The organism is Novosphingobium kaempferiae (assembly GCF_021227995.1).
Taxonomy (GTDB): Bacteria; Pseudomonadota; Alphaproteobacteria; order Sphingomonadales; family Sphingomonadaceae; genus Novosphingobium; species Novosphingobium kaempferiae.
Genome location: NZ_CP089301.1, coordinates 1,288,242 through 1,304,197 on the forward strand (window position 1 = coordinate 1,288,242; position 15,956 = coordinate 1,304,197).

General features: G+C 66.9%; 18 protein-coding genes and 1 tRNA gene. 14 read left to right on the top strand and 5 right to left on the bottom strand.

All coding sequences use genetic code 11. The features are described from left to right. The first annotated feature begins 82 nt into the window (after nucleotides 1–82). The 13 genes from LO787_RS06010 to LO787_RS06070 all read left to right on the top strand — a co-directional run bounded on the left by LO787_RS06010 (nucleotide 83) and on the right by LO787_RS06070 (nucleotide 8,292). Nucleotides 83–436 (top strand): hypothetical protein, encoded by a 354-nt coding sequence (locus LO787_RS06010; protein ID WP_232494942.1) that lies wholly within the window; start codon nucleotides 83–85, stop codon nucleotides 434–436. Then, nucleotides 429–1,754 carry a DUF5131 family protein gene (locus LO787_RS06015; RefSeq protein ID WP_232494943.1) on the top strand — a complete coding sequence of 442 codons (1,326 nt, stop codon included), beginning with the start codon at nucleotides 429–431 and terminating at the stop codon, nucleotides 1,752–1,754. The genes LO787_RS06010 and LO787_RS06015 overlap by 8 nt, the downstream gene beginning before the upstream one ends. Further along, nucleotides 1,751–1,963: a hypothetical protein gene (locus LO787_RS06020; protein WP_232494944.1), complete on the top strand. Its 213-nt coding sequence runs from the start codon at nucleotides 1,751–1,753 to the stop codon at nucleotides 1,961–1,963. The genes LO787_RS06015 and LO787_RS06020 overlap by 4 nt, the downstream gene beginning before the upstream one ends. After that, a complete protein-coding gene (locus LO787_RS06025; protein WP_232494945.1) occupies nucleotides 1,963–2,160 on the top strand; it encodes a hypothetical protein in 198 nt (65 codons plus the stop codon). The genes LO787_RS06020 and LO787_RS06025 overlap by 1 nt, the downstream gene beginning before the upstream one ends. Continuing rightward, complete coding sequence (locus LO787_RS06030) at nucleotides 2,153–2,572, top strand: hypothetical protein (RefSeq protein WP_232494946.1); 420 nt, start codon at nucleotides 2,153–2,155, stop codon at nucleotides 2,570–2,572. Before LO787_RS06025 ends, LO787_RS06030 begins: the two co-directional genes overlap by 8 nt. After that, nucleotides 2,569–4,461 (top strand): DNA cytosine methyltransferase, encoded by a 1,893-nt coding sequence (locus LO787_RS06035; RefSeq protein ID WP_232494947.1) that lies wholly within the window; start codon nucleotides 2,569–2,571, stop codon nucleotides 4,459–4,461. Before LO787_RS06030 ends, LO787_RS06035 begins: the two co-directional genes overlap by 4 nt. Beyond that, the gene (locus tag LO787_RS06040; RefSeq protein ID WP_232494948.1) at nucleotides 4,458–4,676 is read left to right on the top strand and encodes a hypothetical protein; all 219 of its coding nucleotides are present in this window, start codon (nucleotides 4,458–4,460) and stop codon (nucleotides 4,674–4,676) included. Before LO787_RS06035 ends, LO787_RS06040 begins: the two co-directional genes overlap by 4 nt. After that, nucleotides 4,673–5,347, top strand: coding sequence for a hypothetical protein (locus tag LO787_RS06045; RefSeq protein WP_232494949.1), 675 nt, complete (start codon nucleotides 4,673–4,675; stop codon nucleotides 5,345–5,347). Before LO787_RS06040 ends, LO787_RS06045 begins: the two co-directional genes overlap by 4 nt. Next, complete coding sequence (locus tag LO787_RS06050; RefSeq protein ID WP_232494950.1) at nucleotides 5,344–5,649, top strand: hypothetical protein; 306 nt, start codon at nucleotides 5,344–5,346, stop codon at nucleotides 5,647–5,649. The genes LO787_RS06045 and LO787_RS06050 overlap by 4 nt, the downstream gene beginning before the upstream one ends. After that, nucleotides 5,642–6,607 carry a hypothetical protein gene (locus tag LO787_RS06055; RefSeq protein WP_232494951.1) on the top strand — a complete coding sequence of 322 codons (966 nt, stop codon included), beginning with the start codon at nucleotides 5,642–5,644 and terminating at the stop codon, nucleotides 6,605–6,607. Before LO787_RS06050 ends, LO787_RS06055 begins: the two co-directional genes overlap by 8 nt. Before the next feature lie 241 nt (nucleotides 6,608–6,848). After that, nucleotides 6,849–7,052 carry a hypothetical protein gene (locus LO787_RS06060; RefSeq protein ID WP_232494952.1) on the top strand — a complete coding sequence of 68 codons (204 nt, stop codon included), beginning with the start codon at nucleotides 6,849–6,851 and terminating at the stop codon, nucleotides 7,050–7,052. 5 nt (nucleotides 7,053–7,057) lie between these two features. After that, nucleotides 7,058–8,197, top strand: coding sequence for a tyrosine-type recombinase/integrase (locus tag LO787_RS06065; protein ID WP_232494953.1), 1,140 nt, complete (start codon nucleotides 7,058–7,060; stop codon nucleotides 8,195–8,197). Between the two features lie 21 nt (nucleotides 8,198–8,218). Then, nucleotides 8,219–8,292 (top strand) — tRNA-Gly (locus LO787_RS06070). Nucleotides 8,293–8,317: 25 nt separating this feature from the next. Here LO787_RS06070 and LO787_RS06075 read toward each other — a convergent pair. Then, nucleotides 8,318–9,694, bottom strand: a complete 1,377-nt coding sequence (locus LO787_RS06075) for an aldehyde dehydrogenase family protein (RefSeq protein WP_232494954.1) — start codon at nucleotides 9,692–9,694, stop codon at nucleotides 8,318–8,320. A 544-nt stretch (nucleotides 9,695–10,238) separates the two neighbouring features. Between LO787_RS06075 and LO787_RS06080 the strand changes: the two genes are divergently transcribed. Beyond that, a complete protein-coding gene (locus LO787_RS06080) occupies nucleotides 10,239–11,921 on the top strand; it encodes a cation:proton antiporter domain-containing protein (protein ID WP_232494955.1) in 1,683 nt (560 codons plus the stop codon). A 6-nt stretch (nucleotides 11,922–11,927) separates the two neighbouring features. Here the strand turns inward: LO787_RS06080 and LO787_RS06085 are convergent, their stop codons facing one another. From LO787_RS06085 to LO787_RS06100, 4 genes are read right to left on the bottom strand one after another with little or no spacing between them, the layout of a single operon-like run. Next, a complete protein-coding gene (locus LO787_RS06085; protein ID WP_232494956.1) occupies nucleotides 11,928–12,230 on the bottom strand; it encodes a UBP-type zinc finger domain-containing protein in 303 nt (100 codons plus the stop codon). Beyond that, nucleotides 12,200–13,870 (bottom strand): FAD-dependent oxidoreductase, encoded by a 1,671-nt coding sequence (locus LO787_RS06090; protein ID WP_232494957.1) that lies wholly within the window; start codon nucleotides 13,868–13,870, stop codon nucleotides 12,200–12,202. Before LO787_RS06090 ends, LO787_RS06085 begins: the two co-directional genes overlap by 31 nt. A gap of 44 nt (nucleotides 13,871–13,914) precedes the next feature. Beyond that, entirely contained in the window at nucleotides 13,915–15,282 is a 1,368-nt protein-coding gene (locus tag LO787_RS06095) for an FAD-containing oxidoreductase (RefSeq protein WP_232494958.1), read from the bottom strand. Continuing rightward, nucleotides 15,279–15,737 carry a DUF4126 family protein gene (locus LO787_RS06100; RefSeq protein ID WP_232494959.1) on the bottom strand — a complete coding sequence of 153 codons (459 nt, stop codon included), beginning with the start codon at nucleotides 15,735–15,737 and terminating at the stop codon, nucleotides 15,279–15,281. The genes LO787_RS06095 and LO787_RS06100 overlap by 4 nt, the downstream gene beginning before the upstream one ends. Nucleotides 15,738–15,956: the final 219 nt, after the last annotated feature.

A 15,956-nucleotide genomic window follows, 5' to 3' on the forward strand; every position in this document is an offset into this window, starting at 1 on the left:
GGACCTGCACGAGGATCGCCGCCGCTCTGAATTGCCCCTCCGGGCGGCGGCGGTCCTCAACTCTCCTGAGAGGCACTGCGCCATGTCCGATATCTCGGAAGAATTTCTGTTGAAGCCGCTCCACCAGCGCCGGGCACTGATCGCCGGAGAACTTGCAGCCAACGCAGCTTCCGAGCTGCTGCGCTTCCACCGCGAAGGGCCGGAGGGTTTTTCGGCCTTCGGAGATCCCGAGCCTGTGGCACTGCTGGCCGAAGCGCTGTTGCACACGGCACGGATCGAGGCCGCCAGCTTCCCGCAGACGGACACGCTCAACGCTGCATACGTCAGCGCCGTCGGCCAGCTTGCCGCAGCCTGCGCGAACTTCCTTGCGGATCAGTGCCCCACCGTCGAGATCGACGATGAGGGCGACGATGCGGAGGCCGCCGCCAATGGCTGAGCGCACCGCCATCGAGTGGACCGATGCCACATGGACGCCGGTCAAGGGCTGCACCCGCGCGAGCGAGGGATGCCGCAACTGCTACGCGGAGATCATGGCCGCGCGCTTCTCCGACCCCGGCCAATGGGGCGAGGGTCTGGCGACGATCGTCACCACTCCGCAGGGCAAGGATCACCGCTGGACCGGCGCCGTCCGCTTCGACGCGGCCGAGCTGCTGAAACCGCTGGCATGGCGCAAGCCGCGCCGCATCTTCGTGTGCTCCACGTCCGACCTGTTCCACGAGAACGTTCCGGACGAATGGATAGACCAGGTGTTTGCTGTCATGGCGCTGTGCCCGCAGCACACCTTCCAGGTGCTGACGAAGCGGGCCGACCGGATGCGGCCTTACCTGTCGGCAATGGGTTTGGTTCGCCGTATATGCGAGGCCGCACACGCCATTTGGCAGGCCCGCCGGACGTCGGATGACGGCCCTGAGTTTTCGCGCGGCAACTCTCGCCGATTCAATGCGAAGATGAAGGAGTGGTGGCGTCACGTTGGGGCTCTGACTGCCTGGACGGTAGACGGGGGATGCGCTCACGTATGCTGGCGCCGGGATGAACCGGACGCCGAATATCCTTCTCGAATCGCCTGGCCGCTCCCCAATGTCTGGCTGGGCGTGTCGGTCGAGGATCAGCCGCGCGCCGAGGAGCGCATCCCCGATCTTCTCGCCACCCCCGCCGCCGTCCGCTGGCTGTCCTGCGAGCCGCTGCTTGGCCCGGTCGATCTCACCGACATCACTATCCGCGTTCGGCCCGGCGAGGAGCCCGATGGCCTTGCTGTCGTCGACGCCCTGACCGGCATGCACTGGGATGCCGAAGAGACGATCACCGGCATCTACGGCGATCCCGACCCGCATATCGACTGGGTCGTCGTCGGGGGTGAGAGCGGCCACGATGCCCGCCCGATGCACCCCCAGTGGGCATGGAGCCTGCGCGATCAGTGCGCGGAGGCCGGGGTTCCGTTCTTCTTCAAGCAGTGGGGTGAATGGGCCCCCGTCTGCGTCATCCCCGACACTGACGAGATGGACGAGTTCCTCTTCCACAAGCCGAAGGTGATCGAGGGCCGTCGTCGCTGTAAGGTCGACCAGTGCATCTTGTGGGCCGACGGTCGGCGGTTCGACATGGACCGCTGGCACCGGGTCTACGGTGAGGATCCGGCCAACGGCGTTTTCGCCCATGCCGCCCGGTCCGGTCACATGCTGATGATGAAGATCGGCAAGAAGCGCGCTGGCCGTCTGCTGGAGCGCGACGGTGCCGAACACGACGGCATGCCCGCGTGACCCACTTCCGCGAAATCCCGCTCGATCAGGGCGCCTACAATGGGCGGCACCATTGCCTGCGGGACGATCGCGGCATGCTGCACAGCGGCCGATGGGACGCGGCGCAGCAGCTGTTCACCTATTCCAGCGGCGTGCCGATCCAGAGCGAGATCGTCGCCTACAACGCCCGCGTGCCGGGCAACCCCACCAGAAACGGAAACCCCGGCTAATGCCTGTACCGATTCCTACGGAACCTCTCGTTCGCGAGGGCCGCGACGCCGCGATGGCCGCCTTCGCGCGCGGCGACCTCGCCCCCCGCTGCCCCTACAGCGGGAACACCAAGCGCGCCCGCTTCTGGCACCACGGCGCCACGAAGGCGATGGCCGCGATCGACGAACTGGTCAGGATCGGAGGGGCCCGTGCATAAGCACCGCACCCGCTCCATGCAGCGCTATCACAAGGTCCACGAGATCGACACGCAGCCGGTCGCGCGCCTGACGCAGGACGCGCTGCTGCTCGACATCGAGAGTATGCCGCTGTCCGAATGCGAGGCAGAGCGCCGTCGCCTGCTGCTGGAAAAGACCCGCGCGGAACAGGAACTGGTCGCCGCCAAGCGCCAGCAGGACGCAGGCGGCATCGCCATCCTCGGCCTGCGCATCCAAGGCTACTGCAACCGCCTCAGCCGACTGAACGCCCGCGCCAAGCAGGTGCGCCACGATGTCGAGTTCAGCGCCTTCCGCCAGGCCGTGGAAGAGCTGCTAGACGAAGACACCTTCCAGCGCATCATCGCCCGCAAGGCCGAACTGCGCCGGGCCATGCTGGCGGGAGGCGCTGCATGACCGGCCTGATCGTCGACAACTTCGCTGGCGGCGGCGGCGCTTCCACCGGCATCGAGGCTGCGCTGGGCCGCGCCGTGGACATCGCCATCAACCACGACGAAGAAGCGATCCGGATGCACGAGGTCAATCACCCGGGCACCATGCACATCCGCAACAACATCTGGCAGATCGACCCCGAGCAGGTGGTCCGCGACGTGATGGCCAAGGTCGGCAACGACAACCCTGCGCGCCGCGTACCGATCAACCCGATCACGCGCCTGCCACTGGTGTCGCTCGCCTGGTTCTCGCCGGACTGCAAGCACTTCAGCAAGGCGAAGGGCGGCAGGCCCCGAGAGAAGTCGATCCGCGATCTGGCGTGGGTCGTTGTGCTGTGGGCCAAGCGCGTGCAGCCCGAAGTGATCCTGCTCGAAAACGTCGAGGAATTCCGCACTTGGGGCCCGCTCGACGATGACGGCTTCCCGATCAAGGAGCGTGCGGGCGAGACGTTCGACAAGTGGCAGCGCGAGTTGCGCAAGGCCGGGTACAAGATCCAGTGGAACGAACTGCGCGCCTGCGACTATGGCGCGCCGACGATCCGCAAGCGCTTCTTCATGATCGCCCGCCGAGACGGCAAGCCCATCGTCTGGCCACAGCCGACGCACGGCAAGCCTGGCTCGCCCGAGGTTCTGAGCGGCAAGCGCAAGCCGTGGCGCACGGCGGCGGAGATCATCGACTGGTCGATCCCGTGCCCGTCGATCTTCGACCGCAAGAAGCCGCTGGCAGACAAGACGCTGCGCCGCATCGCGCACGGCATCATGAAATTCGTGGTCAACAACCCGTCACCGTTCATCGTGCCGGGTGCCTCGCCATTCTTCGCGCGCACCGCACACGGCGACGTGGACAAGAACGGCAAGCGACGCGGTCAGCCCTGCCACGGTCCGGAAGAGCCGTTCCCCACCGTGACGCAGAGCGGCGACAGCGCACTGATCATTCCGCACATCACCAAGTTCCGCTCCGGCGCGATCGGGCACGAGGTCGCTGAGCCACTCCATACCGTCACCGCCAACAGCTACGTGAAGCGCCCTGGCGGCAGCGCGCCGCTGGGCGTGGTGGAGGCGGTCGTCTCCCCGGTGATCGTCGGTTGCGGCGGCAGGCGCGGGCAGAGCGGCCCGACCGGGCCAGAGCAGCCCTATCCCACCACGACGGCGAAGGCCGATGCGTGCGTGGTCGCGGCCTTCATGCAGAAGTTCGCGCAGAACGGGCAGGGCGTCGATCCGACCGAGCCGCTGCACACCGTCATGGCGGGCGCGCCGCGTCACGCCGTCGTCTGCGCGCATCTGGAGCAGGCGAACGGTGGCCCGAACAACGACAAGCTCGCGGGCCGCAACGCCGATGCGCCGCTGTCGACGGTGGCCACCAGCGGGAGCCAGCAGCGCCTCGTGACGTCCAACCTCGTGAAGCTGCGCGGCACCAGCGACGCCCATATCGAGAGCAGCGCGAGCGGCGTTGACGACCCTGTCGACACCATCAGCGCGGGCGGCACGCACATGGGCGAGATCCGCGCCTTCCTCATCAAGTACTACGGCAACGAGGAAGACGGCCACGGCATCGGCAACCCGCTCGGCACCGTCACCGTTCAGGACCGCTTCGGGCTGGTCACGGTGATGATCGAGGACGAGGAATACGTCATCGTCGACATCGGCATGCGCATGCTCAGCCCGCGCGAACTGTTCAACGCGCAGGGCTTCCCGGCTGACTATCAGATCGAGGCGGACGCCGACGGCAAGGCGATCACCAAGACGGCGCAGGTCGCCAAGTGCGGCAACAGCGTCTGCCCGCCGCTTTCCGAAGCGCTCGTTCGTGCGAACATGGCCAACGAGATCGCCCAGCGGGAGGCGCAGGCAGCATGACTGAAGCTCGCATCGTCCTCGACGTGTGGGGCGGACCTCAGTCGCTCGATCACGTCGCCCGTTATCTCCCGAGGCCCGAAGAGTGTTGGGCGATTGCAGCGGCCGAGCTGGCGGCGGGGTTCCTTGTCAACCTGCGTCAGGAGATCGCGTGGGGCTGCTTTACCCCTTTCGATCGCCGTACCGGCGTGCTCCCCGTTGCGGGGGAATTGCAATGAGCCAGAACACCAGCAGCGCCGTCATGCAGCAGCGGGCCGAACCGCACGATAGCCTGGACGATTTCCCGACGCCGCCATGGGCCGTGCGCGCCCTGATGGAATGGCTGCGCGCGCAGGGCTTCGACCTCGCGATGTCGAGCGTGCGCGAGCCCGCCGCCAATCGCGGGTATATGGTGAAGGCCCTGCGCGAGGAGTTCGGCCACGTCATGGCGTCGGACATCTTCGACTATGGCGCGGGCTTCCGCATCGCGGACTACCTGTTCGGCCCGGCCGAGTGGCTGGACATGACCGACTGGACGATCACAAACCCGCCTTTCAAGCTGGCCGAGGAGTTCATAGAGCGCGCTCTGCGCCTCAGCCGCGTCGGCGTGGCCATGCTCACCCGCCTGTCGTTCTGGGAGAGCGACGGCCGGGAATGGCTCTCGACCACGATGCGCCCGGCCTACACGCTGATCTTCGCGGAGCGCGTCGTCATGCTCAGGGGCCGCCTGGTGCGCGCCAACGCGCCCGACCCGGCAAACCTCGACCCGAGGACTGGAGAGCCCCGCAAGGCATCCAGCGCCACCTCCTACTGCTGGATCATCTGGATCAAGGGTGAAGAGGACACACGCCTGCGCCGGATCGAGAAATGCCGCCTGCGCCTAGAGCGGGAGGGCGACTACCCGCTATGACCCTGCCCAATTGCTTCATGTGCGATGACACCGGCTTCAAGGACCACGCTGGTCTGCGCCTCGATCCGTGCAACCACGTCCAGCTGCCATCGCTGCCCGACTTGCTGCCCTGTCCCAACCCGAACTGCGAGCGGAGCGATCCCCGCTACCGGGCGAGCGCGAAGGGCGGCCAGTACGTCGCTTGCGGCGGCTGCGGCCTCATGGTCACCGATGGCGGGCAGGACCGACTTTACGCGACGTGGAACGGCCTTCTGCGCGCACCACTACCCCAATCCCAAACCGAGGACGCCGACAATGGCTGACAGCATCACGACTATCATCGCCAAGGCCATCCATAAGGGCCGCTCGGATATTCCATGGGAAGCATCAGCAAGCCAGGACACGGCCTATCGGGACGCACGTTCGGCAATGTCGGCGATGCCTCACCCGAGTGAACGTCATGCGCCGGAAGCCGGAGAGGATGCGGAGGCGATCGAGCGTTTGCAGAGCGAATGCAATCGCTTCCGTGGAGCCCTGTTGCAGATCAAATACGCGGCCGAGGACGGGCGTATCTGCGATGATGTCGCCTGGTTCTCTCAGCACGAAACGCTCTTCGATTACATCGAGGGAACGCTGGAGACTGCGCAGGCAGCGGTGGGCGACCTGTTTCAGGGAGCGCTCCGGGACTGCCCGTTCTGCGGCGGCAAAGCGATCCGCAGAGACGATCCCGGCGTGCCGGACGTGCCATTCGGACTGGTAGTAGATCATCAGCCGGGGTGCTTTCTCGGCTTTCGGGATCTTCAGTCCGATGCGGCAATTGATGCCGCTTGGAACATGCGCGTGCCCGTGTTCGCCCCGGCGGCGAGCGAGGCGGCGGCATGGATGTCCATCGAATTCGCGCCGAAAGATGGCTGGGGATCGCCTATCCTTACATGCCGAATGGGCGACGCTCCCGACTGGTTCGGTAATGAGCCTGTTGGCGGATATGCGGAACCGCCAGAAGCCGCGTACTGGAATGAGCACGGCGATTGCTGGACCCCTTGCCAACGCCCTCACGATGGGTGGGAACCCACCCACTGGCGTCCGCTTGACCCGGCACCGGGGACTGACCCGCAACTGCATGGCCAGTGGGCCGATGCGGTTGGGCGGCTCATTTTATGGGCCGAACGCGCCTCGCCGATGACCGACGACGCCTCGGACTTCCTGAACGAAGGTGGCTGGGATGAGTTGGCGGAGATTGCAGCGACCCTCCGCCCCGGCCTGCGCGCGGGGGAAGAGTGATGCTGGACATGTTTCGCCGCTACTTCATCGCGAACCGCGCTCCGATTCTGAGTGTACGCCGCCCCTTGCGATACGGTCGCGGATGTATCCGCTGCCGCTGCGGCAATGCTGACGGGTTCTACTTGGGCCGCTGGCAGGTGATGTGGCGTATCCCCTACAGCAAGGTTTGGGCATTTGACGGGCGCCGATGGGTTCCCGTCTACACCATACCCAACCCCGCCGACGCAGAGGGAGGGAAGGGGTGAACGCTCACTCGACGCTCAAACCGCACTATCCGAGCAAGGCGAAGCTGCAGGCCTACGTCGAGCAGGCCCGCCAGCTCGGCCTTGACGTAGCTGCCTTCGAGGTTTCCCCTGACGGCACGATCCGAATCCTCAGCTCCGCCGCCTTTCCGTCGAAGCCGAAGGATGAATTTGAAGCCTGGGATCAGGCAGGAAAGCTGTAAGAAGAATGAGTGGCGGCCCCCGCATCCTGAAAGTCGCACGCAAAGGCAAGAACCTGCGATGGTACGTCTACGCCTGGCGCGGCGGCCCGCTCGTGCGCGTGGCGGAACAGCCCGGCAAGCCCCGCCTCACGCCTGCCGATATCGCGAAGATCGCGGAATTGCAGCAGGCCGACCGCACCTTGCCGACCTCGACCTGCGCCGGCGCAGTCGCAGCCTTCCGCAAGTCCAAGTATTGGGCCGATCTGGCCGACAGCACGAAGCGGACGTGGGGCACTGCCCTCGATCGCATCGAGGCGAAGTGGGAACAGGTGCCGGTCCGCGTCCTCGGTGACGTCCGGATGAAGCCGAAGGTTGTCACCTGGCGCGACGGCATTGCCGAATCGACAGAGCGAGGTGCCGACATCGCGGTGATGGTCCTCTCGACGTTCCTCGAATGGTGCGCCCTGAAAGGCTGGTGCCTGGGCAACCCGGCCAAGGGCATCCCCACCGTCTACCGCCGTACCGACCGATCACCCGTCGTCTGGCTCCCGGAAGACATCGAGGCGATCGGCAAGGAATGCCAGCAACCGCTCCGCGACGCGATCGCGCTGGCCGAACTAACCGGACTGCGCCGCACCGACCTCGTCACCTTGCGGTGGAGCGAGGTCGGCGATCTGGCCATCACCCGCATGACGGCGAAAAAGTCGCGCGGGAAGCGCTATCGCGTCAGCCTGCCGCGCCTTCCGGAATTGGACGCCCTGCTGATCGAACTGAAGTCCCGCCCCCGTAAGGAGGGCGTGGAGACGGTCCTGGTCAACATGCACGGCAAGAGCTGGTCGAAGACGGGCGATGGCCTCAACAGCAGCTTCGATGATGCCCGCGCCAAGGCGAACGGTGGCAAGGGCATCTACCATGTCGAGCGCGACCCGGTGACGGGCGAGGAGACGAAGCTGGCGAAGCGCCTGCACGATTTGCGCGGCACCTTCGCCACCCGCCTGATGACCCACCCCACTGCGCGCCTGACAGACCGCGAGATCGCCGATCTTATGGGCTGGAGCGAGGAGCAGGTGGGTGAAATTCGCAAGCGCTATGTTGACGATGCGGCCATCGTCGTGGCACTAGGCCGTCGCCTCAGTGGAAAACGCACTGGAAAACGGCGAGCATAATTCAACGTAAGTCGTTGATATGCGGGTGTAGCTCAATGGTAGAGCAGCAGCTTCCCAAGCTGAATACGAGGGTTCGATTCCCTTCACCCGCTCCACCACCTGCCGACCCGGCGAGCCTTCTCAGCTCTTGAACACGATCATCTTCTCGGCCGTCATCTCGTGCGCGGTGTACGGGATGCCGCCAGTGCCATGGCCCGAGGTGCGACGGCCCGCGAAGGGCATCCAGTCGGTGCGAAAGGCGCTGTGGTCGTTTATCATCACCGCCGATGCATCGAGCCGCTCCGCGGCATCGAGCGCGACGCCGAGGTCGCGGGTGAATATGCTCGACTGGAAGGCAACCGGCAGGGAATTGGCTGCCGCGATGGCCTCGTCGAGATCGGTGTAGGGGAAGATGCACGTCACCGGTCCGAAGACCTCGTGGCTGGCGACCTTGGAGTCCACGGGCGGGTTCACCAAGATCGTGGGCAGCAGCGTGGTTTCGTTGAAACGCCCGCCACCGATCTGGCGCGCTCCGGCGGCGACGGCCTCCGCCACCCAGCTTTCGACGCGGTCCGCCTCGCCGGGGTTGATGAGCGGGCCGACATCGGTTTCGGGGGACACCGGATCACCGTTGCGCAGGGCGGCGACGCGCGCGGCGAAGCGGTCGGTGAACTCGTCCACGATGTCGGCGTGGACGTAGATCCGCTGCACCGACACGCAGACCTGCCCGGCATGGTAGTACCCGCCCTTGGCGATGGGCTCGATGATCGCGTCGAGGTCTGCCGTGCGATCGACGATCACCGGAGCGACGCCGCCATGCTCCAGCGCGCAGCGGGTGCCGGGCGCGATCTTGGAGCGCAGCGACCAGCCGACCTTGGCAGAGCCGATGAAGCTGAGGAAGGCGATGCGCGGATCGGTCGCGAACTTTTCGGAAAGGCCACGCTCTTCGGGGAGGAAGGTCTGGACCCAACCTTCCGGCATCCCGGCCTCAAGCACCAGCTTCGCCAATTCCATGGTGCACAGCGGCGTCGAGCCCGCAGGCTTGATGATGACCGGGCAGCCGGTCGCAATGGCGGGCGCGACCTGGTGGACCGCAAGGTTGAGCGGATGGTTGAAGGCGGAGATCGCGGCGACGACGCCGATCGGCTCCTTGATGGTCCAGGCGCGGCGATGGTCGCTCGCCGCCGTCAGGCCCATCGGAATCTCGACACCCGCATGGCCGCGGATGACGTCGATGGCGCAGTGGACGCCGTCGATCGCGCGGTCGGTCTCGATCAGGGCGTCGGTATAGGGCTTACCGCCCTCGCGCGCGATGAGAGTGCCGAACATCTCGCGCTTGCCCGCTATCAGCCCGGCGAGGCGGGTGAGGATCTCGATCCGTTCATGCGGCTTCAGCCATGCGCCGCGATCGAGGTGGAGCTTGCGGGCGGCCTCGATCTTGGCCTCCAGCGCGGCTGCATCGTCGGCGGGCAATTCGGTGATCCTGGCCCGGTCGTAGGCCTGCACGACTTCGATCATGTCATCCTCCATTCGCGCGTCTTGCTTGCCCCGGACTGACCATGGGGTGATCGGGACGCCGGCAGGCGGGGGGAGAGGAAACGCCGGCGTCCCGACCAACGATCGGCTGGGAACAGGCCAATCGTATTGCATGGCGGGGCAGGAGGGGAAAGGCGCGGCCGCAGGGCATTGCTGCATGCGAACGGCGGCAGGGAACGGGTCTCACTCCATCGCATGATCGCTCCGAAATCCTCGACTCGAACGTCCGTCGAGCATCAGAATAACCCCGGAATCCGGCCGTGCCCGTCAATTCAGGTTAAGTCGCATAAAGGGCGGATTTACGGTGGGAGTGCCTCCGGCAAGCGGCTTTTGGCCGTCTGTGCCAGTCCGCACAAGCAGGCTGCATTATCGCCCGTTGCCGCCGCGGCAGGTTCCGCGAAGCCTGTCTCGATGACGTGGGATTTCAAGGATGATAGAGTTCGGAGCCAGCCGGATTTCGCGCGCAGGCGCCTGCGGATGAGGCGGACATGAAGGAGGGCGGCATCTAGCAATGGAAGCCTCGCTGTTGGCCGCGCTTTCCCCGGTCATCCTGCTCCTGGCGTTTGGCGTCGCCACGGCGGTTGCCTTCCGCGCGGTACGGCTCGGGCCGATCGTCGGCTATCTGGTGCTTGGCATCGTGCTGGGCGCCACCGGGCTCGCCCGTTCGAGCGAGCCGGTGGCGTTACTGGCCGAGCTTGGCGTCATCTTCCTGCTCTTCGATGTCGGACTGCACTTCTCCTTGCGGCACGTCCGCCAGCAACTCGTCGACGTCGTGGGCCTCGGGCCATTGCAGGTCCTGTGCGGCACGCTCGGCCTCGGCGTGATCGCGATGGCGTTCGGGTTGAAGCCGGGCGCGGCGTTCTTCGTCGGCGCGACGCTGGCACTGTCGTCCACGGCGGTCGTCGCCCGTCTCATCGCCGAGCGGCACCAACAGAGCTGCCCGGTGGGGCAGGCCGCGACCGGCATCCTCGTCTTCCAGGATATCGCGGCGATCTTCCTGCTGGTGATCGCGACGGCTCTGGGAACGGGTACGCCGCTTCTCCCCGCGCTCGGCATGGCGACCGGCAACGCGGTCGCCTCGCTCGCGGCCGCCATGCTCTGCGCGCGGTTTCTCGTCCAGCCGCTGTTCGACCTCGTCGCCCGCAGCCGCAACGAGGAAGTCTTCACCGCCATGGCGCTGCTCATCGCGCTGGCGGCAAGCTGGGTAACCGGCACGCTGGGCCTGTCGATGACGCTGGGCGCGTTCCTTGGCGGCATCATGCTGGCCGACACGCCCTACCGCACGATCATCCAGTCCGAAGTGAAGCCGTTCCGGGGCCTGCTGCTGGGTTTCTTCTTCGTCCACGTCGGCCTGACGCTGCAGGTCGACCTGCTGCGCCAGTGGTGGCTGGTGGTGATTGGCGTCGCCATCCTCATCGCCGCAGCCAAGGTGCTGCTGAACGGAGCGGCGAGCCTTGCATTCCGCTGGTCGGTGCCCGGATCGGTGCAACTCGGCTTCCTGCTGGCGCAAGGTTCGGAGTTCGCTCTCGTCATCTTCACGCTACCTTCGGTGCGCACGATGGTCGGCGCACCTCAGTGCGACATCCTGATCGCGGCGGTGGTGCTGAGCCTCGGCGCGACGCCCCAACTGGCGGACCGGGGGCGCTCGCTGGCGGGACGGCTGCGCCGGAACTGGAAGCGCAACACCGACGCCGAACTGGAGTCGCGCGACCTGATAGGGCCGGTGTTCATCGTCGGCATGGGTCCACGCGGGCGAGCGGTGGCCGATGCGATGAACGAGTTCGACATCCGCTATGCCGCCATCGAATCCGACCCCAGGCAGCTGCGGCAGGCGATCGCGGACGGTTATCACGTCGTCTTCGGCGACCTTGCCGACCCGCGCATCTGGGAGCCTGCCGCGATGCAGGACCGCCGGATCAGCGTTCTGACGCGTCCGTCGTTCGAGACGTCGAGCGGGCTTTCGCCGGTCGTGCGCAGCTATTACCCGAACCTCACCCGCATCGCTGTGGTCGATGATCCCGCACAGGCGGCGCGCTTCGCGACCATCGGCGTCACGCCGGTTGTCGACAGCGCCGACATGCCCGGGCTCGACGTGGCGGTGGAGGTGCTGACGAGGCTCGGCATCGAGCCGTCGGATGCGGATCAATGGGCACTCAGGCGGCGACGACTGGAAAGCATGGCGCCCGCGCCAAGCCTCGCAGCGATCTAGGCGCGGTCAAAAGAACCTTGGGATCGGGCCGACCTGCGGCGTCTGGTCGGGCAGGTCGACCATGATGTCGTCGATGTAGCACCAGCCCCAGCCTTCGGGCGGGTCGTAACCCTCGATGATCGGGTGGCCCGTCTCGTTGAAGTGCGCGCGTGCATGGCGACCGGGCGACTGGTCGCAGCAGCCGACGTGGCCGCAACTGCGGCACAGGCGCAGGTGGACCCAGCGCCCGCCGGTCGCCAGGCATTCCTCGCAGCCGGGCGTGCCGGGATCGACCGAGATCACCTCGTAGCTATGGGCGCATCGGGGCATTGCATTTCCTTTCCTGCGTGCTCGGCGAGCATGGCATGGATCTGGGCAACCACCGCCGCGCCTTCGCCGACGGCGGCGGCGACGCGCTTGGTGGAACCCGCGCGCACGTCGCCGATGGCGAAGACGCCGCGGCGGCTGGTCTCCAGCGCCCGGGTGCCGCCGCCGGTCACGACGAAGCCCCTGTCATCGGTCTCGACGCAATTCTTCAGCCAGTCGCCGTTGGGGTCCGCGCCGATGAACAGGAAGACGTGGCGCAGTTCGCAGCGATGCGTAGTGCCCGCCACGATCTTGCGGAAGGTCGCGGCCTGCAGGCCGGACTGCGCATCGCCCTCCAGCCCGACCACCTCGCAACCGACATGGATGTCGACGTTCTTGAGCGCGGCGATCCGCTCGATCAGGTATTGCGACATCGTCTCGGCCAGCGGCCGCCGCACGAAGAGGTGTAGCCGCTTCACCTGCGGGGCGAGGAAGGCGATGGCCTGCCCCGCCGAATTGCCCCCGCCGACGAGCGCGATCTCCTCACCCGCGCAGAGGCGCGCCTCGATGGGCGAGGCCCAGTAGGAGACGCCATTGCCCTCGAACGTCGCCAGCCCCTCCACCGCGGGCCGCCGGTAGCGCGCGCCCGAGGCGATGACGATGGCGCGCGCACCGATGCGCTGCCCATCGACGAGTTCGAGCGCGAGGTTGCCCTCGGAACAGTCGAGGCTCTCTACCTTGAGCGGCGAGGCGATCTCGGCCCCGAACTTGAGCGCCTGGTTGAACGCGCGCCCGGCGAGTGCGCGGCCCGAGATGCCGGTCGGGAAGCCGAGGTAGTTCTCGATCCGCGCCGAGGCCCCGGCCTGTCCGCCGGTCGAACGCTCGTCGAGCACGACCACCGACAGGCCCTCGGATGCTGCATAGACCGCCGCCGCAAGGCCAGCAGGCCCGGCGCCCACGATCGCCACGTCATAGGGGGCATCGGTCCTGAACTCTGGCATCATGCCGAGGCAGGTCGCAAGTTCCAGCTCGCCGGGGTTGCGCAGCATGTCGCCGTCCGGGCAGACGACCAGCGGCAGTTCCTCGGGAAGCACGCCCATCCGCTCGACGAACGCGCGGCCTTCGGGGTCGTTCTGCGCATCGAGAACGAGGTTGGGGTAAGCGCTGCGGGCAAGGAAGCCCTGCAGCCTGACGAGTTCGGGGCTGCCCGTCCTGCCGATCAGGATCGTTCCCGCGCCGGAATCCTCCAGCAGTTCGACCCGGCGCAGGATCAGCGCGCGCATGACGATCTCGCCGAGTTCGGCCGAGCCGATCATCAGCGCACGCAGATGCGCCGGATCGAACGGCAGCGCAGTGCAGCCCTCCGCCGAGGCGCTGGCCCTGGCTATCGTAGGCCGCCCGGCAAGCTGGTTGATCTCGCCGCTGAACTGGCCGGTGTGGTAGGTCGTGTAGGCCGTGTCCTCGCTGAGACCGTGGCGGCGCGAGACGTCGATGCCGCCTTCGAGCACCAGCCACGTCGGCACGCCCTGCTCGCCGATGCCGTAGACGACCTCGCCCGGCTCGAAGCGCCGTTCGGGGCCGCTCGCGAAGCGCCGGGCGGTCTCGACCTGCATCGGGTCGAGCACGGGAAACATCTGGTGCTGTCGCGTCGCCCGCGTCGTCATGTTCCGCCTTTCGTCCTGCACGATGTCGGCCCGCTCCCCGGAACCTACACCAGTTCTCCCGCGATGGTGGGAATGAGTTCGGCGACCGTCGGGTGAATATGCACGGTCCGCCGCAGCCGGTCCGCCGTCGCCCCGTTCGCCATCATGTCGAGGATGGTGTGGATCGCCTCGTCGCCACCGGTGCCGAGGATGGTGCCGCCGAGGATCAGGTCGCTCTCGGCATCGACGACGATTTCCATGAAGCCGGTCGTCTCGTCCTTCTCCACCGCGCGGCCGACCCGCGTCATCGGGCGATGGCCGACCCTCACCTTGCGCCCCGCCGCATGGGCCTGTCCCACGCTCATCCCCACCCGGCCGAGGGGGGGATCGGTGAACAGCGCGTAGCAGGGGATGCGATCGCTCACCTTGCGGTCCGCGCCGTCGAGCAGGTTCTCGGCGACGATCTCGAAGTCGTTGTAGCTGGTGTGGGTGAAGGCGCCCCGCCCGTTGCAGTCGCCGAGCGCCCAGATGCCGGGCACCGAGGTTTCGAGCCGGTCGTTCACGGTGATGTAGCCCCGTGCGTCCATCCCGACCCCGGCCTTGTCGAGCCCGAGGTCGTCGGTGTTGGGCACGCGACCCACTGCCATGAGGACATGGCTGGCGAGCACGCTGTCGGCATCCTCCGTGCAGTCCAGACCCACTGCTATCCCGTCGCTATCGCGGTGAAAACGGATGCATTCGGCTTTCGTGCGGATCGTCAGCCCTTCCGCCTCCAGCATCGCGCGGATCGCCTGCGAGACCTTCTCGTCCTCGCGCGAGACGAGCCGCTCGCCCTTTTCCACGATGGTCACGCGGGCGCCGAGGCGGGCGAAGGCCTGGCCGAACTCCAGCCCGATGTAGCTGCCGCCGACGACCACGAGATGCTCGGGAATGCTCGCCATCTCCAGCATCGAGCTGTTCGTGAGCAGCGGCACGTCGCGCGCGCCCGGCATGTCCGGGATCAGGGCGCGGCCGCCGACGTTGATGAAGACCTCGCCCGCTTCCAGCACCTCGTCGCCCACGCGCACGGTCTTCGCGTCCTCGAAACGCGCATGGCCGTAGAGGAGCGTGCAGCCCTTGAGGCCCTGCAGCCACTTCTCGTTGCGTGTCCGCGCATTGGTCGCGATCGCCTGCGTGCGGGCGTGGACGCGCGCCATGTCGATGAAGATGGGTCCGGTATGAACGCCGAAGTCCGCCCCCCGCCGCGCGATGTGCGCCGCATGGGCGGAGGCGACGAGGGTCTTGGTCGGCATGCAACCGGTATTGACGCAAGTACCGCCGACGAGGTGCCGCTCGACGATGGCGACCGTCCGCCCCGACGCGGCGAGCCGCGCCGCCAGCGAGGGACCGGCCTGCCCCGCACCGATGACGATGGCGTCGAAGGATCGCCTCATGCGTGCAGCACGACGGCGACGCCGAGGACGAGCGCCACCAGATCCTCCACCAGAGCAGCGGGCATGTCGCGCCCGAACACCCGCGCCAGCGCGCCGCGCGCAGCGGCGCCGCCGAACGTGCCGACCACGGCACCGATGGCGCCCGCGACGAGGCCGAGCACCCAGGCTCCGCCCGCCGCACCCACCGCCGCGCCCGAGAGCGCACCGGTGAAGATGCGCGTGCCGAACTGCTGTGGCACCTTGCGGCTGGGCGTGTTGGGCAGCTTGTCACTTACCAGCTCGGCCAGCGCCGCGATGGTCAGGATCCACGGCGTGAAGCGATAGCCGAGCCAGGCCAACCAGCCGCTCTTGAGCTCGATCAGGCCACCATAGGCGGCCCAGCTCACCAGCACGGGCGCCATCATGGCGCGCAGGCCTGCAACGATACCGATCAGGAAAGACAACAGGACGATCATTCGCTCAATCCTCCGCAACGGGCTACCGGGGGTACGAAACGTCGCGGCGATGGTAGCGCCGCACCATGCTCCGGTCGAGCGGGATCGCAGTGGACGCGAGCGTCACTACCGAAATTGACCATCTTTTACCGGGGATGGCTGGACCTTCCCCTTCACCAGGTGAAATCGGCATGCCCGAACCGCGTGAGTGGCCATCGGGCAACAACCAACAATATGAAA

Coding starts and splice junctions, on each gene's coding strand:
- LO787_RS06010 (WP_232494942.1), top strand. CDS start 83: ATGTCCGATATCTCGGAAGAATTTCTGTTGAAGCCGCTCCACCAGCGC.
- LO787_RS06015 (WP_232494943.1), top strand. CDS start 429: ATGGCTGAGCGCACCGCCATCGAGTGGACCGATGCCACATGGACGCCG.
- LO787_RS06025 (WP_232494945.1), top strand. CDS start 1,963: ATGCCTGTACCGATTCCTACGGAACCTCTCGTTCGCGAGGGCCGCGAC.
- LO787_RS06035 (WP_232494947.1), top strand. CDS start 2,569: ATGACCGGCCTGATCGTCGACAACTTCGCTGGCGGCGGCGGCGCTTCC.
- LO787_RS06040 (WP_232494948.1), top strand. CDS start 4,458: ATGACTGAAGCTCGCATCGTCCTCGACGTGTGGGGCGGACCTCAGTCG.
- LO787_RS06045 (WP_232494949.1), top strand. CDS start 4,673: ATGAGCCAGAACACCAGCAGCGCCGTCATGCAGCAGCGGGCCGAACCG.
- LO787_RS06050 (WP_232494950.1), top strand. CDS start 5,344: ATGACCCTGCCCAATTGCTTCATGTGCGATGACACCGGCTTCAAGGAC.
- LO787_RS06055 (WP_232494951.1), top strand. CDS start 5,642: ATGGCTGACAGCATCACGACTATCATCGCCAAGGCCATCCATAAGGGC.
- LO787_RS06065 (WP_232494953.1), top strand. CDS start 7,058: ATGAGTGGCGGCCCCCGCATCCTGAAAGTCGCACGCAAAGGCAAGAAC.
- LO787_RS06075 (WP_232494954.1), bottom strand. CDS start 9,694: ATGATCGAAGTCGTGCAGGCCTACGACCGGGCCAGGATCACCGAATTG.
- LO787_RS06085 (WP_232494956.1), bottom strand. CDS start 12,230: ATGCCCCGATGCGCCCATAGCTACGAGGTGATCTCGGTCGATCCCGGC.
- LO787_RS06090 (WP_232494957.1), bottom strand. CDS start 13,870: ATGACGACGCGGGCGACGCGACAGCACCAGATGTTTCCCGTGCTCGAC.
- LO787_RS06095 (WP_232494958.1), bottom strand. CDS start 15,282: ATGAGGCGATCCTTCGACGCCATCGTCATCGGTGCGGGGCAGGCCGGT.
- LO787_RS06100 (WP_232494959.1), bottom strand. CDS start 15,737: ATGATCGTCCTGTTGTCTTTCCTGATCGGTATCGTTGCAGGCCTGCGC.